Origin of the sequence: Streptomyces sp. NPDC017246, assembly GCF_044331325.1 — a bacterium.
Taxonomy (GTDB): domain Bacteria; phylum Actinomycetota; class Actinomycetes; order Streptomycetales; family Streptomycetaceae; genus Streptomyces.
This window is the reverse complement of sequence record NZ_JBIRMW010000005.1, coordinates 42,197-62,195: the sequence shown is the minus strand read 5'-3', so window position 1 is coordinate 62,195 and position 19,999 is coordinate 42,197. Positions and strand designations below refer to the sequence as shown.

14 protein-coding genes are annotated in these 19,999 nt (G+C 72.0%); 9 read left to right on the top strand and 5 right to left on the bottom strand.

The genetic code is table 11. From position 1 onward, the window contains the following. Positions 1–74 precede the first annotated feature (74 nt). Complete coding sequence (locus ACH4MY_RS13305) at positions 75–872, top strand: hypothetical protein (protein WP_398001828.1); 798 nt, start codon at positions 75–77, stop codon at positions 870–872. On the opposite strand, the gene ACH4MY_RS13300 is transcribed toward ACH4MY_RS13305, so the two are convergent. Further along, a complete protein-coding gene (locus tag ACH4MY_RS13300) occupies positions 856–1,401 on the bottom strand; it encodes a MarR family winged helix-turn-helix transcriptional regulator (RefSeq protein ID WP_398001825.1) in 546 nt (181 codons plus the stop codon). The genes ACH4MY_RS13305 and ACH4MY_RS13300 overlap by 17 nt on opposite strands. Positions 1,402–1,646: 245 nt before the next feature. On the opposite strand from ACH4MY_RS13300, the gene ACH4MY_RS13295 reads away from it, so the two are divergent. Continuing rightward, positions 1,647–2,477, top strand: a complete 831-nt coding sequence (locus tag ACH4MY_RS13295) for a lysozyme (RefSeq protein ID WP_398001822.1) — start codon at positions 1,647–1,649, stop codon at positions 2,475–2,477. Between the two features lie 191 nt (positions 2,478–2,668). Further along, positions 2,669–3,553 carry a lytic polysaccharide monooxygenase gene (locus tag ACH4MY_RS13290; RefSeq protein ID WP_398001820.1) on the top strand — a complete coding sequence of 295 codons (885 nt, stop codon included), beginning with the start codon at positions 2,669–2,671 and terminating at the stop codon, positions 3,551–3,553. Between the two features lie 14 nt (positions 3,554–3,567). Here ACH4MY_RS13290 and ACH4MY_RS13285 read toward each other — a convergent pair whose 3' ends face one another. Beyond that, on the bottom strand, positions 3,568–4,179 hold the full coding sequence (locus ACH4MY_RS13285) for a DUF4240 domain-containing protein (RefSeq protein ID WP_398001817.1): 612 nt from the start codon (positions 4,177–4,179) through the stop codon (positions 3,568–3,570). A gap of 126 nt (positions 4,180–4,305) precedes the next feature. Beyond that, entirely contained in the window at positions 4,306–6,717 is a 2,412-nt protein-coding gene (lon, locus tag ACH4MY_RS13280; protein WP_398001815.1) for an endopeptidase La, read from the bottom strand. 130 nt (positions 6,718–6,847) lie between these two features. On the opposite strand from lon, the gene ACH4MY_RS13275 reads away from it, so the two are divergent. The 6 genes from ACH4MY_RS13275 to ACH4MY_RS13250 all read left to right on the top strand — a co-directional run bounded on the left by ACH4MY_RS13275 (position 6,848) and on the right by ACH4MY_RS13250 (position 15,527). After that, positions 6,848–7,486 carry a GNAT family N-acetyltransferase gene (locus tag ACH4MY_RS13275; RefSeq protein WP_398001813.1) on the top strand — a complete coding sequence of 213 codons (639 nt, stop codon included), beginning with the start codon at positions 6,848–6,850 and terminating at the stop codon, positions 7,484–7,486. A 141-nt stretch (positions 7,487–7,627) separates the two neighbouring features. Further along, positions 7,628–8,194 carry a hypothetical protein gene (locus ACH4MY_RS13270; RefSeq protein ID WP_398001810.1) on the top strand — a complete coding sequence of 189 codons (567 nt, stop codon included), beginning with the start codon at positions 7,628–7,630 and terminating at the stop codon, positions 8,192–8,194. A 664-nt stretch (positions 8,195–8,858) separates the two neighbouring features. After that, positions 8,859–9,530, top strand: coding sequence for a spermidine synthase (locus ACH4MY_RS13265; protein WP_398001807.1), 672 nt, complete (start codon positions 8,859–8,861; stop codon positions 9,528–9,530). Positions 9,531–9,601: 71 nt separating this feature from the next. Continuing rightward, positions 9,602–10,339: a response regulator transcription factor gene (locus ACH4MY_RS13260; protein WP_073912321.1), complete on the top strand. Its 738-nt coding sequence runs from the start codon at positions 9,602–9,604 to the stop codon at positions 10,337–10,339. Between the two features lie 26 nt (positions 10,340–10,365). Further along, on the top strand, positions 10,366–11,460 hold the full coding sequence (locus tag ACH4MY_RS13255) for an ATP-binding protein (protein WP_398001804.1): 1,095 nt from the start codon (positions 10,366–10,368) through the stop codon (positions 11,458–11,460). A 269-nt stretch (positions 11,461–11,729) separates the two neighbouring features. Beyond that, a complete protein-coding gene (locus tag ACH4MY_RS13250; protein WP_398001802.1) occupies positions 11,730–15,527 on the top strand; it encodes a multifunctional oxoglutarate decarboxylase/oxoglutarate dehydrogenase thiamine pyrophosphate-binding subunit/dihydrolipoyllysine-residue succinyltransferase subunit in 3,798 nt (1,265 codons plus the stop codon). A 73-nt stretch (positions 15,528–15,600) separates the two neighbouring features. Here the strand turns inward: ACH4MY_RS13250 and fxsT are convergent, their stop codons facing one another. Both fxsT and ACH4MY_RS13240 read right to left on the bottom strand, forming a co-directional pair. Beyond that, positions 15,601–18,624 (bottom strand): FxSxx-COOH system tetratricopeptide repeat protein, encoded by a 3,024-nt coding sequence (gene fxsT, locus ACH4MY_RS13245; RefSeq protein ID WP_398001800.1) that lies wholly within the window; start codon positions 18,622–18,624, stop codon positions 15,601–15,603. Between the two features lie 58 nt (positions 18,625–18,682). Then, positions 18,683–19,981 (bottom strand): aKG-HExxH-type peptide beta-hydroxylase, encoded by a 1,299-nt coding sequence (locus ACH4MY_RS13240; RefSeq protein ID WP_398001797.1) that lies wholly within the window; start codon positions 19,979–19,981, stop codon positions 18,683–18,685. Positions 19,982–19,999: the final 18 nt, after the last annotated feature.

The window sequence follows — 19,999 nt, the reverse complement described above, 5'->3', positions numbered from 1 at the left end:
CGGTTGGTACAGGCCATTTTCGCTGATTTGCAGGTCCGGTGAAGGTGAACGCCGGACCGGGCACACTGGTTGCCATGCGCAGCGATGTCGCCTCACTCCCCGGCAGCCCCGAACGCCCCAACGAGGACTGGGCGGCCGCCACCCTGCCCGCCTCGGGCGGCGGGGGAACCGTCGTCCTCCTCGACGGCGTCACACCGCCCGTCGGTGATGACGGTTGTGTGCACACCGTGCCGTGGTTCACCGCGCGCCTCGGTGGGGCTTTGACCGAACTGTCCGCTTCCCGCCCGGACATGCCTCTGGCCGAGATCCTGTCGATGGCAATCCGGCGCACCGCGGACGCCCATCGCGACACCTGTGACCTTTCTCACGTCCGCACCCCTCAGGCGACCGTGGTGCTCGCCCGCTGGGACGAGACCTCGGTCGAACACCTCGTCCTCTCCGACTCCGTGCTCCTCCTGGAGTCCCCGGACGGGGCGGTACGGGCCGTGCTCGACGACCGGCTCGACCGGGTGCCGGACGAGATCCTGCGGTTCCTGGAGGCGACGGACCGGCTGCGGAACCGGGAAGGCGGGTTCTTCACGGCGGCGGCCGACCCGGCGGTCGCGGCGCGGGCGGTGACCGGGACGACCCCGCGCACGGAGGTGCGGTCCCTGGCCGCGCTCACCGACGGGGCGAGCCGCTGGGTCGAGCTGTTCGGCGAGGGCGACTGGACGGACTGCCTCACCGTCCTGCGCAAGGAGGGCACGCCGGGCCTGCTGCACCGGGTGCGGGCCCTGGAGACGGCGGACGAGCGAGCGGGCGGGGTGCGCCGCTGGAAGCTGCACGACGACGCGACGGCGGTCTACGTGGAGCTGCTCAGCCCTCGGACCTGACGTTGAAGTGGTTCAGGAGGCGGGCGAGTTCGGCGACCTCGGCGCGGTCCCAGTCGGCGAGCTTGCGGACGTACCGCTCGCGCCGGGCGTCCCGTACGTGCCGGAACCGGTTCCGGCCCTCCTCGGTGAGGCGGACCAGCGAGGCGCGGCCGTCGGCGGGGTCGGGGTCGCGGGCGACGAGACCGAGGTCTTCGAGGGCCCGGAGCTGCCGGCTCATGGTCGCCTTGCCGACCCCGAAGTACCCGGCGAGTTCGGTGGCCCGCTGGGGACCGGCGTCGTCGAGCCGCACGAAGAGTCCGTAGGCGGCGGGTTCCAGCTCGGGGTGGACCTCACGGGCCATCTCGCCGGACTGGGCACGGGCGCGTCGCAGAAAGACCGCGAGCTCCCGCTCGAGCGCGAGGAACTCGCGATCGACCCCGCCGGGCGTGGCGTCACCGCCGGGCGTGGCGTCACCGCCGGGCGTGGCGTCACCGCCCGCACCGGCGGTCCCGGGGGTCCGGTCCTCGCTTCCCGTACCGCTTCCGTGCACGTCAGCTCCTCCACAACGTCCTCCGGCGGCCTCCCGAAAGCTTTCCGGCCGCTGAAAGTTTCTTCCGGCCGAGGCCATCGCCGCAGCTCCTTCAGTATTTCGCAGGAGTAGACCAACGGCGGCATCCGGGCCCCCTTCCGCCGGCCGGGTCTACGTGCGTAGCGTCGTCCCCGGCGTCAGCGCTGACATGTCCACACCAGGACTGTCGACATCGCTCCCCCCACCGAGCCTTTCGGAGGCACGCAATGCGTGTGCACAGATCCGGAACGACCCTCGCCGGTGCCGCCCTCGCGGCCCTGGCCCTCCTCCTCCCCCTCGCCGGGCACGCCGGGGCCGCCCAGGACCCGGGCGTCCGGCAGGTGCCCGCGCGGGGCACCGCCAGCATGGGCATGGGTGTTCTCGCGCACGACGGGCAGGACTCCTTCCCCGGTGGCGTCTCGGCCCAGGCCGTCCAGACGGAAGGCGTGGACGTCTCCAGCCACCAGGGGAACGTCGCCTGGTCCACGCTGTGGAACAGCGGCGTCAAGTGGGCCTACGTCAAGGCGACGGAGGGCACCTACTACAAGAACACCTCCTTCAACCAGCAGTACACCGGCTCGTACGACGTCGGCATGATCCGGGGCACGTACCACTTCGCGACCCCCGACACGACGACCGGTGCGGCCCAGGCCGACTACTTCGTCAACAACGGCGGCGGGTGGTCGAAGGACGGCAGGACACTGCCGGGGGTGCTCGACATCGAGTGGAACCCGTACGGCGCGACCTGCTACGGCAAGACCCAGGCCGGGATGGTGACCTGGATCCGTGACTTCGTGAACCGGTACAAGGCGCGCACCGGGCGGGACGCCGTCATCTACACGGCGACCAGCTGGTGGACCCAGTGCACCGGCAACTCCTCCGCCTTCGCCTCGACCAACCCGCTGTGGATCGCGCGGTACGCCGCGACGGTGGGCGAACTCCCGGCCGGCTGGCAGTACTACACGATGTGGCAGTACACCTCCTCCGGCCCCACGGTCGGCGACCACAACCACTTCAACGGCGACCTCTCGCGGGTGCAGGCGCTCGCCAACGGCTGACGTTCCCGCGCGCACGGCGGCTCCCGGGTGTGCGGCACCCCGGGGGCCGCTTCGGCTTTTCCGGCCCACCCTCTTGCCTATTGGTATGGACCAATGCGAGGCTCTACGGCGATCGCCCGGGATTCAACTTCCATGTACTCAGCGCGCGTTGCTCGTTCCGTCCTCCCCCACGCACGAGAGAGAGCCCCCGCATGCCGTCCTCCCGCCGCACCGCCACCGGCGTCGCCGCCCTGTCCGCCGCAGCCGCCCTCGTCAGCCTCACCCCCACCACCGCGAGCGCCCACGGTGCCGTCTTCAACCCCGTGAGCCGGGTGGCCGCCTGTTACGCCGAGGGGCCCGAGACGCCCAAGTCGCAGGTGTGCAAGGACCTCGTCGCCGACTCCGGCACCCAGCCGCTCTACGACTGGAACGAGGTCAACATCGCCAACGCCGCGGGACAGCACCAGGCGCTCATCCCGGACGGCAAGCTCTGCTCGGCGAACCGCGCGAAGTACCGGGCGCTGGACTGGGCGCGCACCGACTGGCCGGCGACCGCCGTCGCCGCGGGCTCCTTCGACTTCAAGGTCCGGGTGACGGCCGCCCACGCGGGCACCATGACCGTCTACATCACCAAGCCCGGCTTCGACCCCACGCAGCCGCTGAAGTGGTCGGACCTGGACGCGACCCCCGTCGCCGTCTACAACACCACCCGCACCGCCACCGACGGCTACTACAACTTCACGGGCAACCTGCCCGCCCGCACCGGCCGCCACATCGTCTACAAGGTGTGGCAGCGCAACGACAGCCCCGAGGCCTTCTACAGCTGCTCGGACGTCACCTTCGGCGGTGCGGCGGCGCAGGCGGCCACGGCGAAGGCGCAGGCCCCGACCGAGGCGAAGATCGCGGCGGGCGCCGACCTCTCCACCGTGAGCCACGCGGGCCACGGCGGCGACGAGCAGGCCCCGGCCCTCTCCGCGGAGACCGCCGCGACCCCCTCCTCGCCGCTCCCCCTGGCCCTCGCGGGCGCGGGCGCCCTCGCCACCTTCGCCGCGGGCAGCCTGCTCCTGGGCCGCCGCCGGAACTCGTCCGCCTCCTGAGCTCCTAGGAGCTCCTAGGAGCCGGACGTCCCGAGCGGGAAGAGGGCGGTGAGCCGGGGTATCGCCACCCCCTCCGGACGAGACCCCCGGGGCTCGTCGCCCTCTTCCCACTCCTCCGCGGCATCACCCGAGAGCTCGTCCGCGAGCTCCTCGGTCATCTCCTCGACGGCGTCGAGGAACTCCTCGCCGTCGTCGTCCTCCTGGCCGGTCAGCTCGTCGTACGCGTCCTGCGCGACATAGTCGAGCTCCTCCCACTCCGGCCACTCGTCGTCGTCCCACTCGTCGCGGAGCCGCCCGACCAGGGCCCGAACCTCCGGCACGTCGGCCAGCGCGTCCGGGTCGGCGACCGCCGACTCGTACAGCTTCCGCCCCTGCCCGACCAGCCAGAGGGTGAAGTAGTGGAAGCCGTCGTCGGTGCAGCCACCGCTCTCGATCCGGTTCGCCGCCCGCCACATCGCGCGCGTACCGGCGACCTCGCACGCCTCCTCCAGGCGCACCTGGAACTCCACGCTCTCGGCGGCCGGGCGCCGGAGCAGCTCCGTGCGCAGCCACTCCAGCCGCTCGTCCCGGTCACCGGGACGGCGGCTCAACTCGTCGATGAGAGCCCAGAAGGCGTCTTCGTTCATGCGTACGAGCATGACAGCCCCGACTGACATCCGGGTCACGAATTACCCGCGGGTATGCCGGCCCCCCGGACACGACGGAGCGGGGTGCCCTCGCAGGTCGAGGGCACCCCGCTCGCCACGGGGCTGTTACGCCGCCACTCCCACCGGCACCGCGGCCGGGGCCAGCGCGATCTCCAGGACCTGGCGGACGTCCGTCACCGGGTGGACCTCCAGCTTCTCCAGGATCTCGGCCGGGACGTCGTCCAGGTCGGCCTCGTTCCGCTTGGGGATCACGACCGTCGTGATGCCCGCGCGGTGCGCGGCGAGGAGCTTCTGCTTCACACCGCCGATCGGGAGGACCCGGCCGGTGAGGGAGACCTCACCGGTCATGGCCACGTCCGTACGGACCTGCCGCCCGCTCAGCAGTGAGGCGAGGGCGGTCGTCATGGTGACGCCCGCGCTCGGACCGTCCTTGGGGACGGCGCCCGCCGGGAAGTGGATGTGCACGCCCCGGTCCTTCAGGCCGGTGACGGGAAGTTCCAGTTCCGCGCCGTGCGAGCGGAGGAAGGAGAGCGCGATCTGCGCCGACTCCTTCATCACGTCGCCGAGCTGGCCGGTGAGGGTCAGTCCGGCCGCTCCGGTCTCCGGGTCGGCCAGGGAGGCCTCGACGAAGAGGACGTCGCCGCCCGCGCCGGTGACGGCGAGGCCGGTGGCGACACCCGGTACGGCGGTGCGGCGCTCGGCGGGGTCCTGGGCCGACTCGGGCACGTGGTGCGGCCGGCCGATGAGGTCCCGCAGGTCGTCCGGGGTGACCGTGAACGGCAGCTCGCGGTCGCCCAGTTCGTGCTGCGCCGTGATCTTCCGGAGCAGCCGGGCGACGGCGCGCTCCAGGGTGCGGACGCCGGCCTCCCGGGTGTACTCCCCGGCGAGCTTCCGCAGCGAGGCGTCCTCCAGGACGACCTCGCCGGGCTCCAGGCCCGCGCGCTCCAGCTGCCGGGGCAGCAGGTGGTCACGGGCGATGACGACCTTCTCGTCCTCGGTGTAGCCGTCGAGCCTGACGAGCTCCATCCGGTCGAGGAGGGCCTCGGGGATCGCTTCGAGGACGTTGGCCGTGGCCAGGAAGACGACGTCGGAGAGGTCGAGTTCGACCTCCAGGTAGTGGTCGCGGAAGGTGTGGTTCTGCGCCGGGTCGAGGACTTCGAGGAGAGCCGCCGCCGGGTCGCCCCGGAAGTCGGAGCCGACCTTGTCGATCTCGTCGAGCAGGACCACCGGGTTCATGGACCCGGCCTCCTTGATGGCGCGGACGATCCGGCCGGGCAGCGCGCCCACGTACGTACGCCGGTGTCCGCGGATCTCCGCCTCGTCCCGTACGCCGCCGAGGGCGACGCGGACGAACTTCCGGCCCATCGCGTGGGCGACGGACTCGCCGAGCGAGGTCTTGCCGACGCCGGGCGGGCCGACGAGGGCGAGTACGGCTCCGCCGCGGCGGCCGCCGACGACGCCGAGGCCGCGCTCGGCACGCCGCTTGCGCACGGCGAGGTACTCGGTGATCCGCTCCTTCACGTCCTCCAGGCCCGCGTGCTCGGCGTCGAGGACCGCCTGGGCGCCCGGGATGTCGTACCGGTCCTCGGTGCGCTCGCTCCAGGGCAGTTCGAGGACGGTGTCGAGCCAGGTGCGGATCCAGGAGCCCTCGGGGGACTGGTCGCTGGACCGCTCCAGCTTCTCGACCTCCTTGAGGGCCGCCTCGCGGACCTTCTCGGGCAGGTCGGCGGCCTCCACGCGGGCGCGGTAGTCGTCGGACTCGTCGCCCTCGGCCTCGCCGTTGAGGTCGCGGAGCTCCTTGCGGACGGCTTCGAGCTGGCGGCGGAGCAGGAACTCGCGCTGCTGCTTGTCGACGCCCTCCTGGACGTCCTTGGCGATGGTCTCGGCGACGTCCTGCTCGGCGAGGTGCTCGCGGAGCTGCGCGGTGGCGAGCTTGAGCCGGGCGACCGGGTCGGCGGTCTCCAGGAGCGCGACCCTCTGCTCGACGGTGAGGAAGGGCGAGTAGCCGGAGTTGTCGGCGAGGGCTCCGACGCCGTCGATCTGCTGGACGCGGTCGACGACCTGCCAGGCTCCGCGCTTCTTGAGCCAGGTGGTGGCCAGCGCCTTGTACTCCTTGATCAGGTCGGTGACCTGACCGGGCAGCGGGTCGGGCAGGGTCTCCTCGACGGTGCTGCCCTCGACCCACAGGGCCGCGCCGGGCCCGGTCGTACCGGCGCCGATGCGCACGCGGCCGATGCCGCGGATCAGCGCGCCGGGGTCTCCGTCGGACAGCCGTCCGACCTGCTCGACGGTGCCCAGGACGCCGGTCCCGGCGTAGGTCCCGTCGACGCGGGGCACGAGCAGCACCCGCGGCTTGCCCGCGCCGGGCCGCGCTGCGGCCTGGGCGGCCTCGACGGCGGCGCGCACGTCGTTGTCGGACAGGTCGAGCGGCACCACCATTCCGGGCAGCACGACCTCGTCGTCGAGCGGCAGCACAGGCAGAGTGAGCGGCACGGACGGCTTGGAGTCAGAAGCCATGATCTCCCCTTCGGCAGTCAAGTTGAGCTATGCCGACTCAATGCATGTGAGCCCATGAATGTTCCCGGACGCCTGTTCGCTCTGAGCGATCACTCTTCCACATGCCGCTTCCTCTCGCTGTAATACCTCTATGGACATCGCGGCTATTACATCGGCATGGGTGACCGGCTGGACCGCCTCCCGGGGGACCCCGGCCGCCGTCACCGAGCCCTGGGGCTACCGGATCGACGTGGGCCTGCCCGAGCACGTCGTACGCCATGTCCTGCCCGCACCCGACGCGGCCTCGGTCGGCGCGCTCTGCACCCGGCTGACCGCCCCGTACAGCTGGCTCAAGATCATGGCCGGCCCCGAGGACGCGGGCGCGTGGATCACCGAGGGATGGACCGTCCCCGACGACCCGGGCTTCATGATGGTCAAGCGGCTCGACCCCGGCGCCCGGCCCGCGCCGCCCGAGGGATACGCCCGGACCACCGAGGTCCGGGACGGGGTCGTCCTGGTCCGGATCCTCACCCCCGACGGCGCCCTCGCCGCGCGCGGCCAGATCGCCCCGACCGGCTCCACCGCCGTCGCCGACCAGATCGAGACCGACCCGGCCCACCGGCGGCGCGGCCTCGGCGCGAACGTCATGCGCACCCTGGAGGCCGCCGCCGCCCAGGCGGGCGCGGAGACCGGAGTGCTCGCCGCGACCACGGACGGCCTCGCGCTGTACGACTCGCTCGACTGGCGCTACCGGGCCCCGCTCACCGGAATCGTCCGCACGGAAGGCTGAGCAGTCCGGTCGGGGGCCGGGCCGGAGGCACGGCCGCGTGGACGGGAGGCCGGGTGCCTCCCCGCGGAAGGCCGAGCAGTCCGGTAGGAAATCCTGGCCGTCCGGCTGCGCGCGGTGCCCGTCACCCGGCATGCTCGGTCCATGGTGCGAGGCGTACGGCGGACGTGGTGCGGGGCCCTGCTTCTGGCCGGGGTCCTGATCGGCGGCGTGAGCGGCTGCGGGCCCGAAACCCCGCCCGCGCCCGGCGGACCGCCGTCGGGGGTGAGCGGACCGGCCGTGCCGAGCGCCACTCCGACCACCCCGCCCGTGCCGAGCGCCACGACCACCACGACCACCCCGGGCACTCCGACGGCCGACCCGCGGCCGGACGAGGTCCTCGTCGAGGTGGTCGTCAACGGCGGGCTCGCCGGCGTCCGCAACCGGCTCGTCGTTCACTACGACGGCTCCTGGACCAGCCGCTCCGGCACCAAGCCGCCCCGCACCGGGCACCAGACCCCGGCCGAGGCCGGGGAACTCCGTGCCGCCCTGGAGGACCCCGCCTACGCGCGGGTCCCGGAGCGGCCGACGGGCAGCCCGATCGCCGACGGCTTCCAGTACTACGTGACGTACCGCGACCGTCTCGTCGTCGCCGCCGACGGCGAACGCCCGCCCGCCCTCCAGCGGGTCTTCGCCGCCCTGCCGGACGGCGGCCCGCCGACGAACCCCTGAGGGCGGGGCGCCGGCCCTCTCGGCCGAGCCGCGAACCGGACCACGCCACGCGCGCGTGAAGACCTCCGTGAACCGAACGCGGACCCGCGCGCGAGAGGGGGCGTGAGACTCTTGCGCCCCGCAGGGGGAGGCCCGGCCATGGCGTCGGCCCCACCGCCGCCCAGCCGTACATCGACCGGCTCCGCGCCAGGTCCCCGGCCGCCCAGCGCGACTCCCTGGGGCGCTATCTCGCCGCGAAGGGCTGTGATCCGGACAAGGTTCCGGTCCCGTGAGGCCGTCCCGCTCGGATCCGACCCGGCTCTGTCCGCGCTCCCGCGCCCTGCCCGGCGGAGTCGTGGAGGCGCGGCGCACGGCCCGCGCGGCGCCTTCCGTGGGGCCGTGATCAAGCCAGTCCGTCACCTCGGGGTGTACCCGACGGTTTCGCGGGCATCCGGCCGCGAGAGGGAGGCGGGCCGTGCGGGCCGGTCCCGACGGGCCCGACGGGAGGCACCCGGCTCGTTCCGCCGGCCGGTCCGCTTCCGGGACCCGAAAGGTTTCCGCCAAATGAATCGTTTCCGCTGTCCGCACCCCATCTCCCCTCCCCCGTAACCCATTTGTCCTCGTCGCCGCCGCCCCGCGAGGATGGCCGGGACCGACCGCCGAGACGAGAACGGAGCGACCGACCATGTCAGAACCCGTGACCCTCGACCGCCGCGAAGGACCGTACGGAGAGGTCGTGCTGCGCCGCCGGGACGAGCACTTCGAGATCATCGCCAACGGCACCTTCCTGATGGACACCTCCGACGGGCGCTCGGAGCGGCTCCTGATCGACGCGGCGCAGGCGGCGCTGCCCGAGAAGTCCCGGGCCGGCGCCTCCGTGCTCGTCGGCGGTCTCGGGGTCGGTTTCTCCCTCGCCCACGCCGCCGCCGACCCCCGCTGGGGCCGGATCGCGGTCGTCGAGCGGGAGGAGGCGATCATCGACTGGCACCGGCAGGGACCGCTCGCCTCGGTCTCCGGGGCCGCTCTCGCCGATTCCCGGACCGTGATCCTGCACACGGACCTGGTGGACCACCTCCACGCCTCCCCGGACACCTACGACGCCCTCTGTCTGGACATCGACAACGGGCCCGGCTGGACGGTCACCGAGGACAACGAATCCCTTTACACGGCCGAGGGATTGGCGGCCTGCGCGGCCCGCCTGAACCCCGGTGGAGTACTCGCCGTCTGGTCGGCCAGACCCTCCGCCGATTTCGAAGGGTCCTTGCGGAATGCCGGATTCAGCGGGGTACGGACGGAAGAGATCCCCGTTGCCCGGGGCGTCCCCGACGCGGTCCACCTCGGCGTCCGTCCCGAATAACTCCTGGATAGCCGGGACGCCACCGGTACCTCTAGGCTGCTGAGCCGACATCGGCGACGCGAGGCGGGGCAATGGAGCAGACACACACCACTCACCACGGTGCGGCGGCCACTCCGGGGGCCCAGCGTCGGGTGCTCGTGGTCGAGGACGACGCCACGATCGTGGAGGCGATCGCCGCGCGGCTGCGCGCCGAGGGCTTTCTCGTGCAGACCGCGACCGACGGACCCGCGGCCGTGGACGCGGCCGAGGCCTGGCAGCCGGACCTGATGGTCCTGGACGTGATGCTGCCCGGTTTCGACGGCCTGGAGGTGTGCCGCCGGGTCCAGGCCCAGCGCCCCGTCCCGGTCCTCATGCTGACCGCCCGCGACGACGAGACCGACATGCTGGTCGGCCTCGGCGTGGGCGCGGACGACTACATGACCAAGCCGTTCTCGATGCGCGAGCTGGCCGCCCGGGTGCACGTGCTGCTGCGCCGGGTGGAGCGGGCCGCGCTGGCGGCCGTCACCCCCCGCAGCGGCATCCTGCGGCTGGGCGAGCTGGAGATCGACCACGCGCAGCGCCGGGTCCGCGTGCGCTCCGAGGACGTGCACCTGACCCCGACCGAGTTCGACCTGCTGGTCTGCCTGGCGAGCACGCCCCGGGCGGTGCTCTCCCGCGAGCAGCTGCTCGCCGAGGTGTGGGACTGGGCGGACGCCTCGGGCACCCGGACCGTGGACAGCCACATCAAGGCGCTGCGCCGGAAGATCGGGGCCGAGCGGATCCGCACGGTCCACGGCGTCGGTTACGCGCTGGAGACCCCGGCGCTGTGAGCCGGCGGGAGCCCGGAGGGCAGCGGGTGCGGCGAGGGCCGGGAGGCGGGACGCCCAGGCCGCGCCGGATCTCGATCTCGATCAAGACGAAGCTGGGCACGCTGGTCGTCGGGGCGGTCCTGCTGACCTCCGGTCTCGCGCTGATGGCGATCCGCACCTCCACGGAGTTCCGGTACATCACGATCTTCGCGATGATCGCGACCCTGCTGATCACCCAGTTCGTGGCGCAGTCCCTGACGGCGCCGCTGGACGAGATGACGACGGTGGCCGGGACGATCTCGCGCGGCGACTTCACCCGTCGGGTGCGGGGCGCGGACCGGCGGGACGAGCTGGGCGACCTGGCGTCGACGATCAACCGCATGGCGGACGATCTGGAGGCCGTCGACCGGCATCGCAAGGAGCTGGTGGCCAATGTGTCGCACGAGCTGCGCACTCCGATCGCCGCGCTCAGGGCCGTACTGGAGAACGTCGTGGACGGGGTGTCCGAGGCGGATCCGGAGACCATGCGGTCGGCGCTGAAGCAGACCGAGCGGCTCGGCCGGCTCGTGGAGACGCTGCTCGATCTGTCACGTCTTGACAACGGTGTCGTGGCGCTGAGGGCGAGCCGTTTCGAGGTCTGGCCGTATCTGTCGGGAGTTCTGCGGGAAGCGAACCTGGCCGCCTCGCAGCGCGGGCTCTCGTCCACCTCGGGGCTGCACAACCGCACGGACGTGCATCTGCACCTGGACGTGTCGCCGCCCGAGCTGATGGCGCACGCGGACGCGGAGCGGCTGCACCAGGTGATGGCGAACCTGATCGACAACGCGGTGAAGCACTCGCCGCCGCACGGCCGGGTCACGGTCAGGGCCCGGCGCGGCCCCTACCCGGACTCGCTGGAGCTGGAGGTCGAGGACGAGGGTCCCGGCATCCCCGAGTCGGAGCGGCACAAGGTCTTCGAGCGCTTCAACCGGGGCGCGGCGCCGCTCCGGCAGGGCCCGGGGAGCGACGGCGGCACGGGGCTCGGGCTCGCGATCGCGCGCTGGGCCGTGGATCTGCACGGCGGCGGGATCGGGGTGGCCGAATCATCACGTGGCTGCCGGATCAGAGTCACTCTTCCGGGCAGCCCTCGTCCGCGAGATTGACGTAGGGTTCGAACCGGAAGGGCTCGTTCTGCGTGTACATGAGCAGGACGTGATCAGGGGTGCGGTCGAAGCGGGCCGCACTCGCGCTTTTCCGTACCCTCACACCTGCGGAACCCCGGTTGTTTCCCGCCATTCACGGCGCCGAAACACCTCGTCAAGTGTGACTTGCACGACGTTGGCGCTCCCCGCCTGCACCTCTCGGCCGGACAGGCGTAGCCTTTATTTCCGCTGTCCATCACCTTGTGAAGCGGAAGAGGGCGGTTGCCGCCGTGTCGTCTCAGTCCCCCAGTACCCCGAGCTCCCCGACCGACCAGGACGGGCAGGGCAAGAGCCCCGCAGCCGCCTTCGGTGCCAATGAGTGGCTCGTCGACGAGATCTACCAGCAGTACCTCCAGGACCCGAATTCGGTCGATCGTGCCTGGTGGGACTTCTTCGCCGACTACAAGCCCGGAGCGTCGGAGACCCCGACCGCCCCGGCACCCACCACTCCGAGCGTGCCCGCCACGCCGCAGGCGGGCCCCGCACAGGCCGCGCCTGCCGCTCCCGCGGCCGTTCCGGCTCCCGCGCCCGCTCCGGTCGCGGCGCCTGCCCCGGCTCCCGTGAAGCCCGCCGCGGCCCCTGCCGCGCCGGTCGCCGCGAAGCCCGCCGCCGCCGCTCCCGCCCCGGTCAAGGCCGCTCCGGCTGCCGCGGCCCCCGCCGGCCCCGAGCTGATCACGCTGCGCGGCCCCGCCGCCGCGGTCGCGAAGAACATGAACGCCTCCCTGGAGGTGCCGACGGCCACGTCCGTCCGCGCCGTCCCGGTGAAGCTGCTCTTCGACAACCGGATCGTGATCAACAACCACCTGAAGCGCGCCCGGGGCGGGAAGATCTCCTTCACGCACCTCATCGGCTACGCGATGGTGCAGGCGATCAAGGCCATGCCGTCGATGAACTACTCCTTCGCGGAGAAGGACGGCAAGCCGACCCTGGTCAAGCCGGAGCACGTGAACTTCGGTCTCGCGATCGACCTGGTGAAGCCCAACGGCGACCGCCAGCTCGTCGTCGCGGGCATCAAGAAGGCCGAGACGCTCAACTTCTTCGAGTTCTGGCAGGCGTACGAGGACATCGTCAAGCGGGCCCGGGTGGGCAAGCTGACGATGGAGGACTTCACCGGTGTCACGGTCTCCCTGACCAACCCCGGCGGCCTCGGCACCGTCCACTCCGTGCCGCGTCTGATGCCCGGACAGTCGGTCATCATGGGCGTCGGCTCGATGGACTACCCGGCCGAGTTCCAGGGCACCTCCCAGGACACCCTGAACAAGCTGGGCATCTCGAAGGTCATGACCCTGACCTCGACGTACGACCACCGGGTCATCCAGGGTGCCGCCTCCGGCGAGTTCCTGCGCGTCGTCGCCAACTTCCTCCTCGGCGAGCAGGGCTTCTACGACGACATCTTCAAGGCGCTGCGCATCCCCTACGAGCCGGTCCGCTGGCTCAAGGACATCGACGCGTCGCACGACGACGACGTCACCAAGGCCGCGCGCGTCTTCGAGCTCATCCACTCCTACCGGGTCCGCGGCCACGTCATGGCCGACACCGACCCGCTGGAGTACAAGCAGCGCAAGCACCCCGACCTGGACATCACCGAGCACGGCCTCACCCTGTGGGACCTGGAGCGGGAGTTCGCGGTCGGCGGCTTCGCCGGCAAGTCGATGATGAAGCTCCGCGACATCCTCGGCGTGCTGCGCGACTCGTACTGCCGCACCACCGGCGTCGAGTTCATGCACATCCAGGACCCGAAGCAGCGCAAGTGGATCCAGGACCGCGTCGAGCGCCCGCACTCCCGTGTGGAGCGCGAGGAGCAGCTGCGGATCCTGCGCCGGCTCAACGCCGCGGAGGCCTTCGAGACCTTCCTGCAGACGAAGTACGTCGGCCAGAAGCGCTTCTCCCTGGAGGGCGGCGAGTCCGTCATCCCGCTGCTCGACGCGGTCATCGACTCGGCCGCCGAGTCGCGCCTCGACGAGGTCGTCATCGGCATGGCCCACCGCGGCCGGCTGAACGTCCTGGCGAACATCGTCGGCAAGTCGTACGCGCAGATCTTCCGCGAGTTCGAGGGCAACCTCGACCCGAAGTCGATGCACGGCTCCGGCGACGTCAAGTACCACCTGGGCGCCGAGGGCACCTTCACCGGCCTGGACGGCGAGGAGATCAAGGTCTCCCTGGCCGCCAACCCCTCGCACCTGGAGGCGGTCGACCCGGTCCTGGAAGGCATCGTCCGCGCCAAGCAGGACGTCATCAACAAGGGCGGCACGGACTTCACCGTCCTGCCCGTCGCCCTGCACGGTGACGCGGCCTTCGCCGGCCAGGGTGTCGTCGCCGAGACGCTGAACATGTCGCAGCTGCGCGGCTACCGCACCGGCGGCACGGTCCACATCGTCATCAACAACCAGGTCGGCTTCACCGCCGCCCCGGAGTCCTCGCGTTCCTCGATGTACGCGACCGACGTGGCCCGCATGATCGAGGCGCCGATCTTCCACGTGAACGGCGACGACCCGGAGGCCGTGGTCCGCGTCGCGCGCCTCGCCTTCGAGTTCCGCCAGACGTTCAACAAGGACGTCGTGATCGACCTCATCTGCTACCGCCGCCGCGGTCACAACGAGGGCGACAACCCCTCGTTCACCAACCCGCAGATGTACAACCTGATCGACAAGAAGCGTTCGGTGCGCAAGCTGTACACCGAGTCGCTCATCGGTCGCGGCGACATCACCCTCGAAGAGGCGGAGCAGTCGCTCCAGGACTTCCAGGGCCAGCTGGAGAAGGTGTTCGCGGAGGTCCGCGAGGCCACCACCGCCACCACGTCCTCGGTGCACGTCCCGGACGCCCAGGCCGAGTTCCCGGTCGGCGTCACCACCGCGGTCTCCGCGGAGGTCGTGAAGCGGATCGCCGAGTCGCAGGTCACCATCCCGGAGCGGATCACGGTCCACCCGCGTCTGCTGCCGCAGATGCAGCGCCGTGCCGCCTCCATCGACGACGGCACCATCGACTGGGGCTTCGGCGAGACCCTCGCCGTCGGCTCCCTGCTGATGGAGGGCACCCCGGTCCGTCTCTCGGGCCAGGACTCCCGCCGCGGCACCTTCGGTCAGCGTCACGCGGTCCTGGTGGACCAGGAGACCGGCGAGGACTACACCCCGCTGCTCTACCTGACCGAGGAGCAGGCCCACTACAACGTCTACGACTCGCTGCTCAGCGAGTACGCGGCGATGGGCTTCGAGTACGGCTACTCGCTGGAGCGCCCGGACGCCCTGGTCGTCTGGGAGGCCCAGTTCGGTGACTTCGTCAACGGCGCGCAGACCGTCGTCGACGAGTTCATCTCCTCGGCCGAGCAGAAGTGGGGCCAGACCTCCGGCGTCACGCTGCTCCTGCCGCACGGCTACGAGGGCCAGGGCCCGGACCACTCGTCCGCGCGCCCGGAGCGCTTCCTCCAGATGTGCGCCCAGGACAACATGACGGTCGCCATGCCGACGCTGCCGTCGAACTACTTCCACCTGCTGCGCTGGCAGGTCCACAACCCGCACCACAAGCCGCTCATCGTCTTCACCCCGAAGTCGATGCTGCGTCTGAAGGCCGCGGCGTCCAAGGTGGAGGAGTTCACCACCGGCGGCTTCCGCCCGGTGATCGGTGACGCGACGGCGAACCCGGCCGACGTCCGCAAGGTCGTCTTCTGCGCCGGCAAGGTCTACTACGACCTGGAGGCCGAGCGTCAGAAGCGCGGCGACACGGAGACCGCGATCATCCGCCTCGAGCGCCTGTACCCGCTGCCGGGTGCCGAGCTCCAGGCCGAGATCGCCAAGTACCCGAACGCGGCGAAGTACATCTGGGCGCAGGAGGAGCCGGCGAACCAGGGTGCGTGGCCGTTCATCGCGCTCAACCTGATCGACCACCTGGACCTGGCGGTCGGCGCGGACATCCCGGCGGGCGAGCGCCTGCGCCGGATCTCGCGTCCGCACTCCTCGTCCCCGGCGGTCGGCTCGGCCAAGCGCCACCAGGCGGAGCAGCAGCAGCTGGTCAACGAGGTCTTCGACGCCTGATCGTCGTACCGCGTGAGGAGGCCCGGCACCCCCGAGGGGGTGCCGGGCCTCCGGCGTTCCGTCCCGCCGTACGTCAGAGGTTGGCCTCGAAGTCCCAGTACGGCCGGTTGCGCTGGCGGGCCGAGAGGGTGTGCGGGTGCTGGGCGCCGAGCGTCCTGGTGAGGGTGAGCAGGGCGTCCTCCTCCAGCTTCGAGGCCTCCTCGGTCTCGCGCAGCCCGCGCAGGTCGGTGGCGAGCGAGACCTGGCAGGAGAGGGTCAGCGGGTGCTCGTTGCCCATGACGTGGCGGGCCCGGCGCAGGGTGTCCCTGCTGAGTTCCGCGGCGTCGGACACGCGCCCGTTGAAGTTGCGGGCGGCGGTGGCGTTGAGGGCGCAGCCGAGGACCCAGGGGTGGTCGGGTCCGAGGGCGGCGGTGAGCCCGGCGAGCGCCGCCTCCAGCATGGTCATGGCCTCGGTGCGCTCGCCGGCGGACTGCATCACGAGGGCGGTGTTGGCGAGGACGCCGGTGGAGACGGGGTGGGCGGGGCCGAGCAGGGCGCGGTAGCCGGCCTCGGCCTCGTTGATGAGTTCGCGGGCCCGGTCGAGGTCACCGTGTTCGCGCAGGTAGTTGGCGTAGTTGGTGACCGCGGAGAGCGTGAGGTAGTGGCCGCGTCCCTGGGCCTGTTCGAGGTGGTCGAGGACTCCGGCCATGACGGCGCCGATGTCGTCCTTGAAGCCGCCTTCGCGGCGCCGGCAGAGGGCGAGCTGGCTGCGTGCGTAGAGGGTCTGCAGGTGCTGGGCGCCGAGGATCTTCACATGGAGGCGGACGTTGGCCTCCTGGCGGCCGAGCGCCTCGCGGTAGCGGCCGAGCAGCCGGAGGTCCTGGGCGACGGCGTTGTTGGAGTTGAGGGTGGAGGGGTGGTGGGGGCGCAGGATGTTCTCGCAGCGGGAGAGCGTGTCGGCGTCCTGTTCGTGTGCCTCCCGGTAGCGGCCGAGCATCCGCAGGACGACGCCGATGTTGTGGCGGGCGGCGAGGGTGAGCTGCTGGGTCTCGCCGAGGAGGCTCTGGGCCTCGGCGAGGACCTCGCGCTGGAGGCGTTCGGATTCCTTGTACTGGCCGAGGAACCGCAGGTCGCGGGCGATGCAGATCTTGGACTTGAGGTCGCCGAGCTCGTCGGGGTGGTCGGCCGCGGCGAGCAGGGTGCGGCGGGCGAGGTCGAGTTCGTACGCCTCGCGGAAGCCGCCGCTGCGACGCAGGATGTCGCCTTCGACGGTGGTGAGTTCCTGCATGTGCAGGGAGAGCGGGTCCATGAAGCCGCTCCAGCTGCCGCGGATGCGTTCGGCGAGCCGGGTGCCCGCCTTGTGCTCGCCGCTGCGGTCGCAGTACCGCAGGCAGTTGAGGACGGTGGTCTGGATCCGCGGGTCGGTGCTGCGCAGGGCCCCGGAGGGCTCCAGGTGGGGCAGGAGCTCGGAGTAGCGGGGCCAGTTGCGGCTGTCCGTCGGGTTCCCCGGGTCGGCCTCGGCGAGCAGCGTGCGGACGGCCTTGCGGTGGGCGTCACGGTGCTCGCCGTCGGTGAGCCGGGAGACGATGTCGTGCACCAGCCGGTGCATGTGGATCGACTCCTGCTGCGGCGCGGCCTCCTCGCTGGTGACGGGGCCGCGGGTCTCCCGGGTGAGGACCGAGTAGTTGACGAGGGTGTCGAGGGCCCGGGTCCAGGCGGGCAGGTCGGTGGCCATCCACCGCAGGTCCTCGGGGAGGGAGGCCTGCGGGTGGGCGCGGACGATGCCGAGGGGGATGCGGCCCGGGGCGAAGGAGGCGCAGAGGCTGAGGATGTCGATGGCCTGGGGCTGGGCGCGCCGGAGCCGGTTGATCAGTATCGACCAGGAGGTGAGGGAGGTGTTGGGCATGCCGTCGCCGGTGCTCGGCTCGTCGACGGTGGAGAGCCGTCCCTCGCGGACCATGCGCAGGTACTCGGAGGCCTCCATGCCGGACTCGCCGAGCCAGGCGGCGGCCTGGACGAGGGGCAGGGGCACGTCGCCGAACTCGGCGGCGACCTCGTCGGCCTCGGCGGCGGTGATGTGCGGGGCCCGGCGCATGAGGTAGGCGGTGGATTCCGCGCGGTCGAAGTTGCGGACCGGGAGCACGTCGGTGTGTTCGCGCCAGGCGTGGTTGCGGGAGGTGATGAGGACGTGTCCGGGTCCCTGCGGGATCATGACGTCGACGTCCCTGATGTCGTCCCAGCCGTCGAAGACGACGAGCCAGCGGCCGTGCGGGTCGCCGCGGCGGAGGGCTTCGCGGACGGCGCGGATGCGTTCGCCCGGCTCGTTGCCGGTGGGCAGTTCGAGGGCGACGGCGAGTTCGCCGAGGCGGTCGCGCTGGACGTTCCGGTCGTCGGAGCTGACCCACCAGATGACGTCGTAGTCGGAGCTGAAGCGGTGGGCGTACTCGGCGGCGATCTGCGTCTTGCCGATGCCGGACATGCCGAGGAGGGTGTACGCGGCGTTGCCGCGCTCGGCGTCCATGAGCCGTTCCTGGAGCTCGGTGAGGAGGTCGTCGCGGCCGGTGAAGCGGGGGTTGCGGCGGGGCACCTCGCCCCAGATGTCGGGCGGGGTCTCGGGGTAGCGGACGAGGGCGCCCGGCGCGATCCTGCGGGCGGGGGAACGGCGCGGTTCGATGTCGAGCCTGCTGAGGAGCCGGGCCTCCGCCTCCTCCTCGCCGACGCCCCAGAGGCTGACCGGTTCGAGGACGGCCGTGGAGGGGAGGAGGGTGCGGTTGGTCAGGTTGACGGCGGCGAAGCGGTCGGCCTGGCTCGCGACGAAGCCGCGCAGGACGTCGTTCCACTCGCCGGCCGGCCGGGGGCCCAGTTCGAAGAACCAGTCGTCGAGGACGAGGAGGACCCGGCCGCGGGCGAGGAGCAGGTCGCCGAGGGAGTCCTCCAGGGGGACTTCGCGGGGCGGGTCCCAGCGTTGCAGGGTGGCGCGGACACCGTGGGTGTCGAGCCGCTGGTTGATCCAGGCCGCCCACGGCCGGTGGTAGCCGGGGAAGACGACGAGGACGTGCTCGGGAGCAGCTCTGCCACCGTGGTCCGCCGAAGCGCCGCCCGACCGCTGTTCCGCCATGTGTGCATCTCCCGTCCCGCTCACGCGCAACGCAGTGTCATGTGCCGTGGGCACAGTGTTACGCAAGGGCTCGCCGGCCGGAGCTGAGGCTCGCAAGATGCTTCCTCATTTGCCGGGCGAACTCCCTTCCCTCATTGGTCAGTTCATCGGATTCAAGCAGGATCGCAAGAGCTTCGACCACCTGATCGTGGATGTGGTCGAACTGTCGTACGGAGTGGATCCGCCACGGTCCGGGCACCCCGGAGGCGCGGGTGGCCCGGCCGGCCCGGTGCCACAGGTCGGCGAGCGCCAGATGGGCGTAGGCGCCCTGGAGGACACTGGCGACCGGCCGGAGGTCCCTGCGCCAGCCGACCCGGTAGGTGGGGGGTGCCCGGTCCGGCGGGTGCGTCCGGTGGAGCGGGACCAGCTCGTGGAGCGTGGCGAGCTTGCTGTGGTGCAGCTCGTGGACGAGGGTCTCGACCATGTCGGGGGCGCCCGCGGCGGGCGTCATGAGGATGGCTCCGGGAGCGGCACCCAGGGTGGCCCCGATGGAGCGCGTGCCGAGCGGGACGAGCGGCACGACGGCGTCCACCGAGCGGCCCACCTCGAAGGCCCGGGCGCGGTCGGTCGCGCGCAGCAGCCCGCGGGCGGCGGTCCAGCTGCCCGCCCAGCCGGCGTGGTCGGTGTCGGCGCGGTCGGCCGCGGCACGGGCCGGCATGCCCATGCCCGGCGGCAGCCGGTACGGGTCGAGGTCCTCCAGCCGGGTCACGCCGCCGGGCAGGGCACACAGCCCGTGCCAGCCGGGACCGCTGCCCGTCAGGGTCCGCCCGGAGCCGCGCGCGTGGCGGCGGAGCACGGCCCGGGAGCCCGCGCCGTACCCGCCCCCGATCCGTACCGAGCGGCCGCGCGCGTCGATCCGGACCGGCCCCGGGCCGCCGGCCTCGACCCGGCCGAGACCGGGAAGTGGGATCACCCCGCCGGGGGCCTCGACGACCAGGTCCAGGGGCAGGCCGGCGCGCAGGGCGGCGGTGACGGCGAGCAGTTCGAGATGGGCGAGGTGGCCGTCGAGGCCGGCTCCGGGCGGCTCGGTGAGCGCGGTGGCGAGCCAGGTGCCGGTGGTCGGGTAGTCCAGGGTGGCGCGGACCACGTCCGGGCGGGCGCGTTCGGCCTGTTCGAACAGGAGCCAGCCCGCCTCGAAGCCGCGCAGCACCGCGGGCGCCACCGCCTCACGGTGACGCCGGACCCGCACCAGGAGGGTCTTGAGCAGGAGCAGCCGGCGGGCGTGCAGCCCGGTGCGCAGAAAGGACGCCCCGGCCGGTCCGGGACGTGTGGTGGCGAGACCCGCGAGAACCGCCGGGTCCGGCGGAGCGGTGATCACTCCCGGCTCCGGACGCCC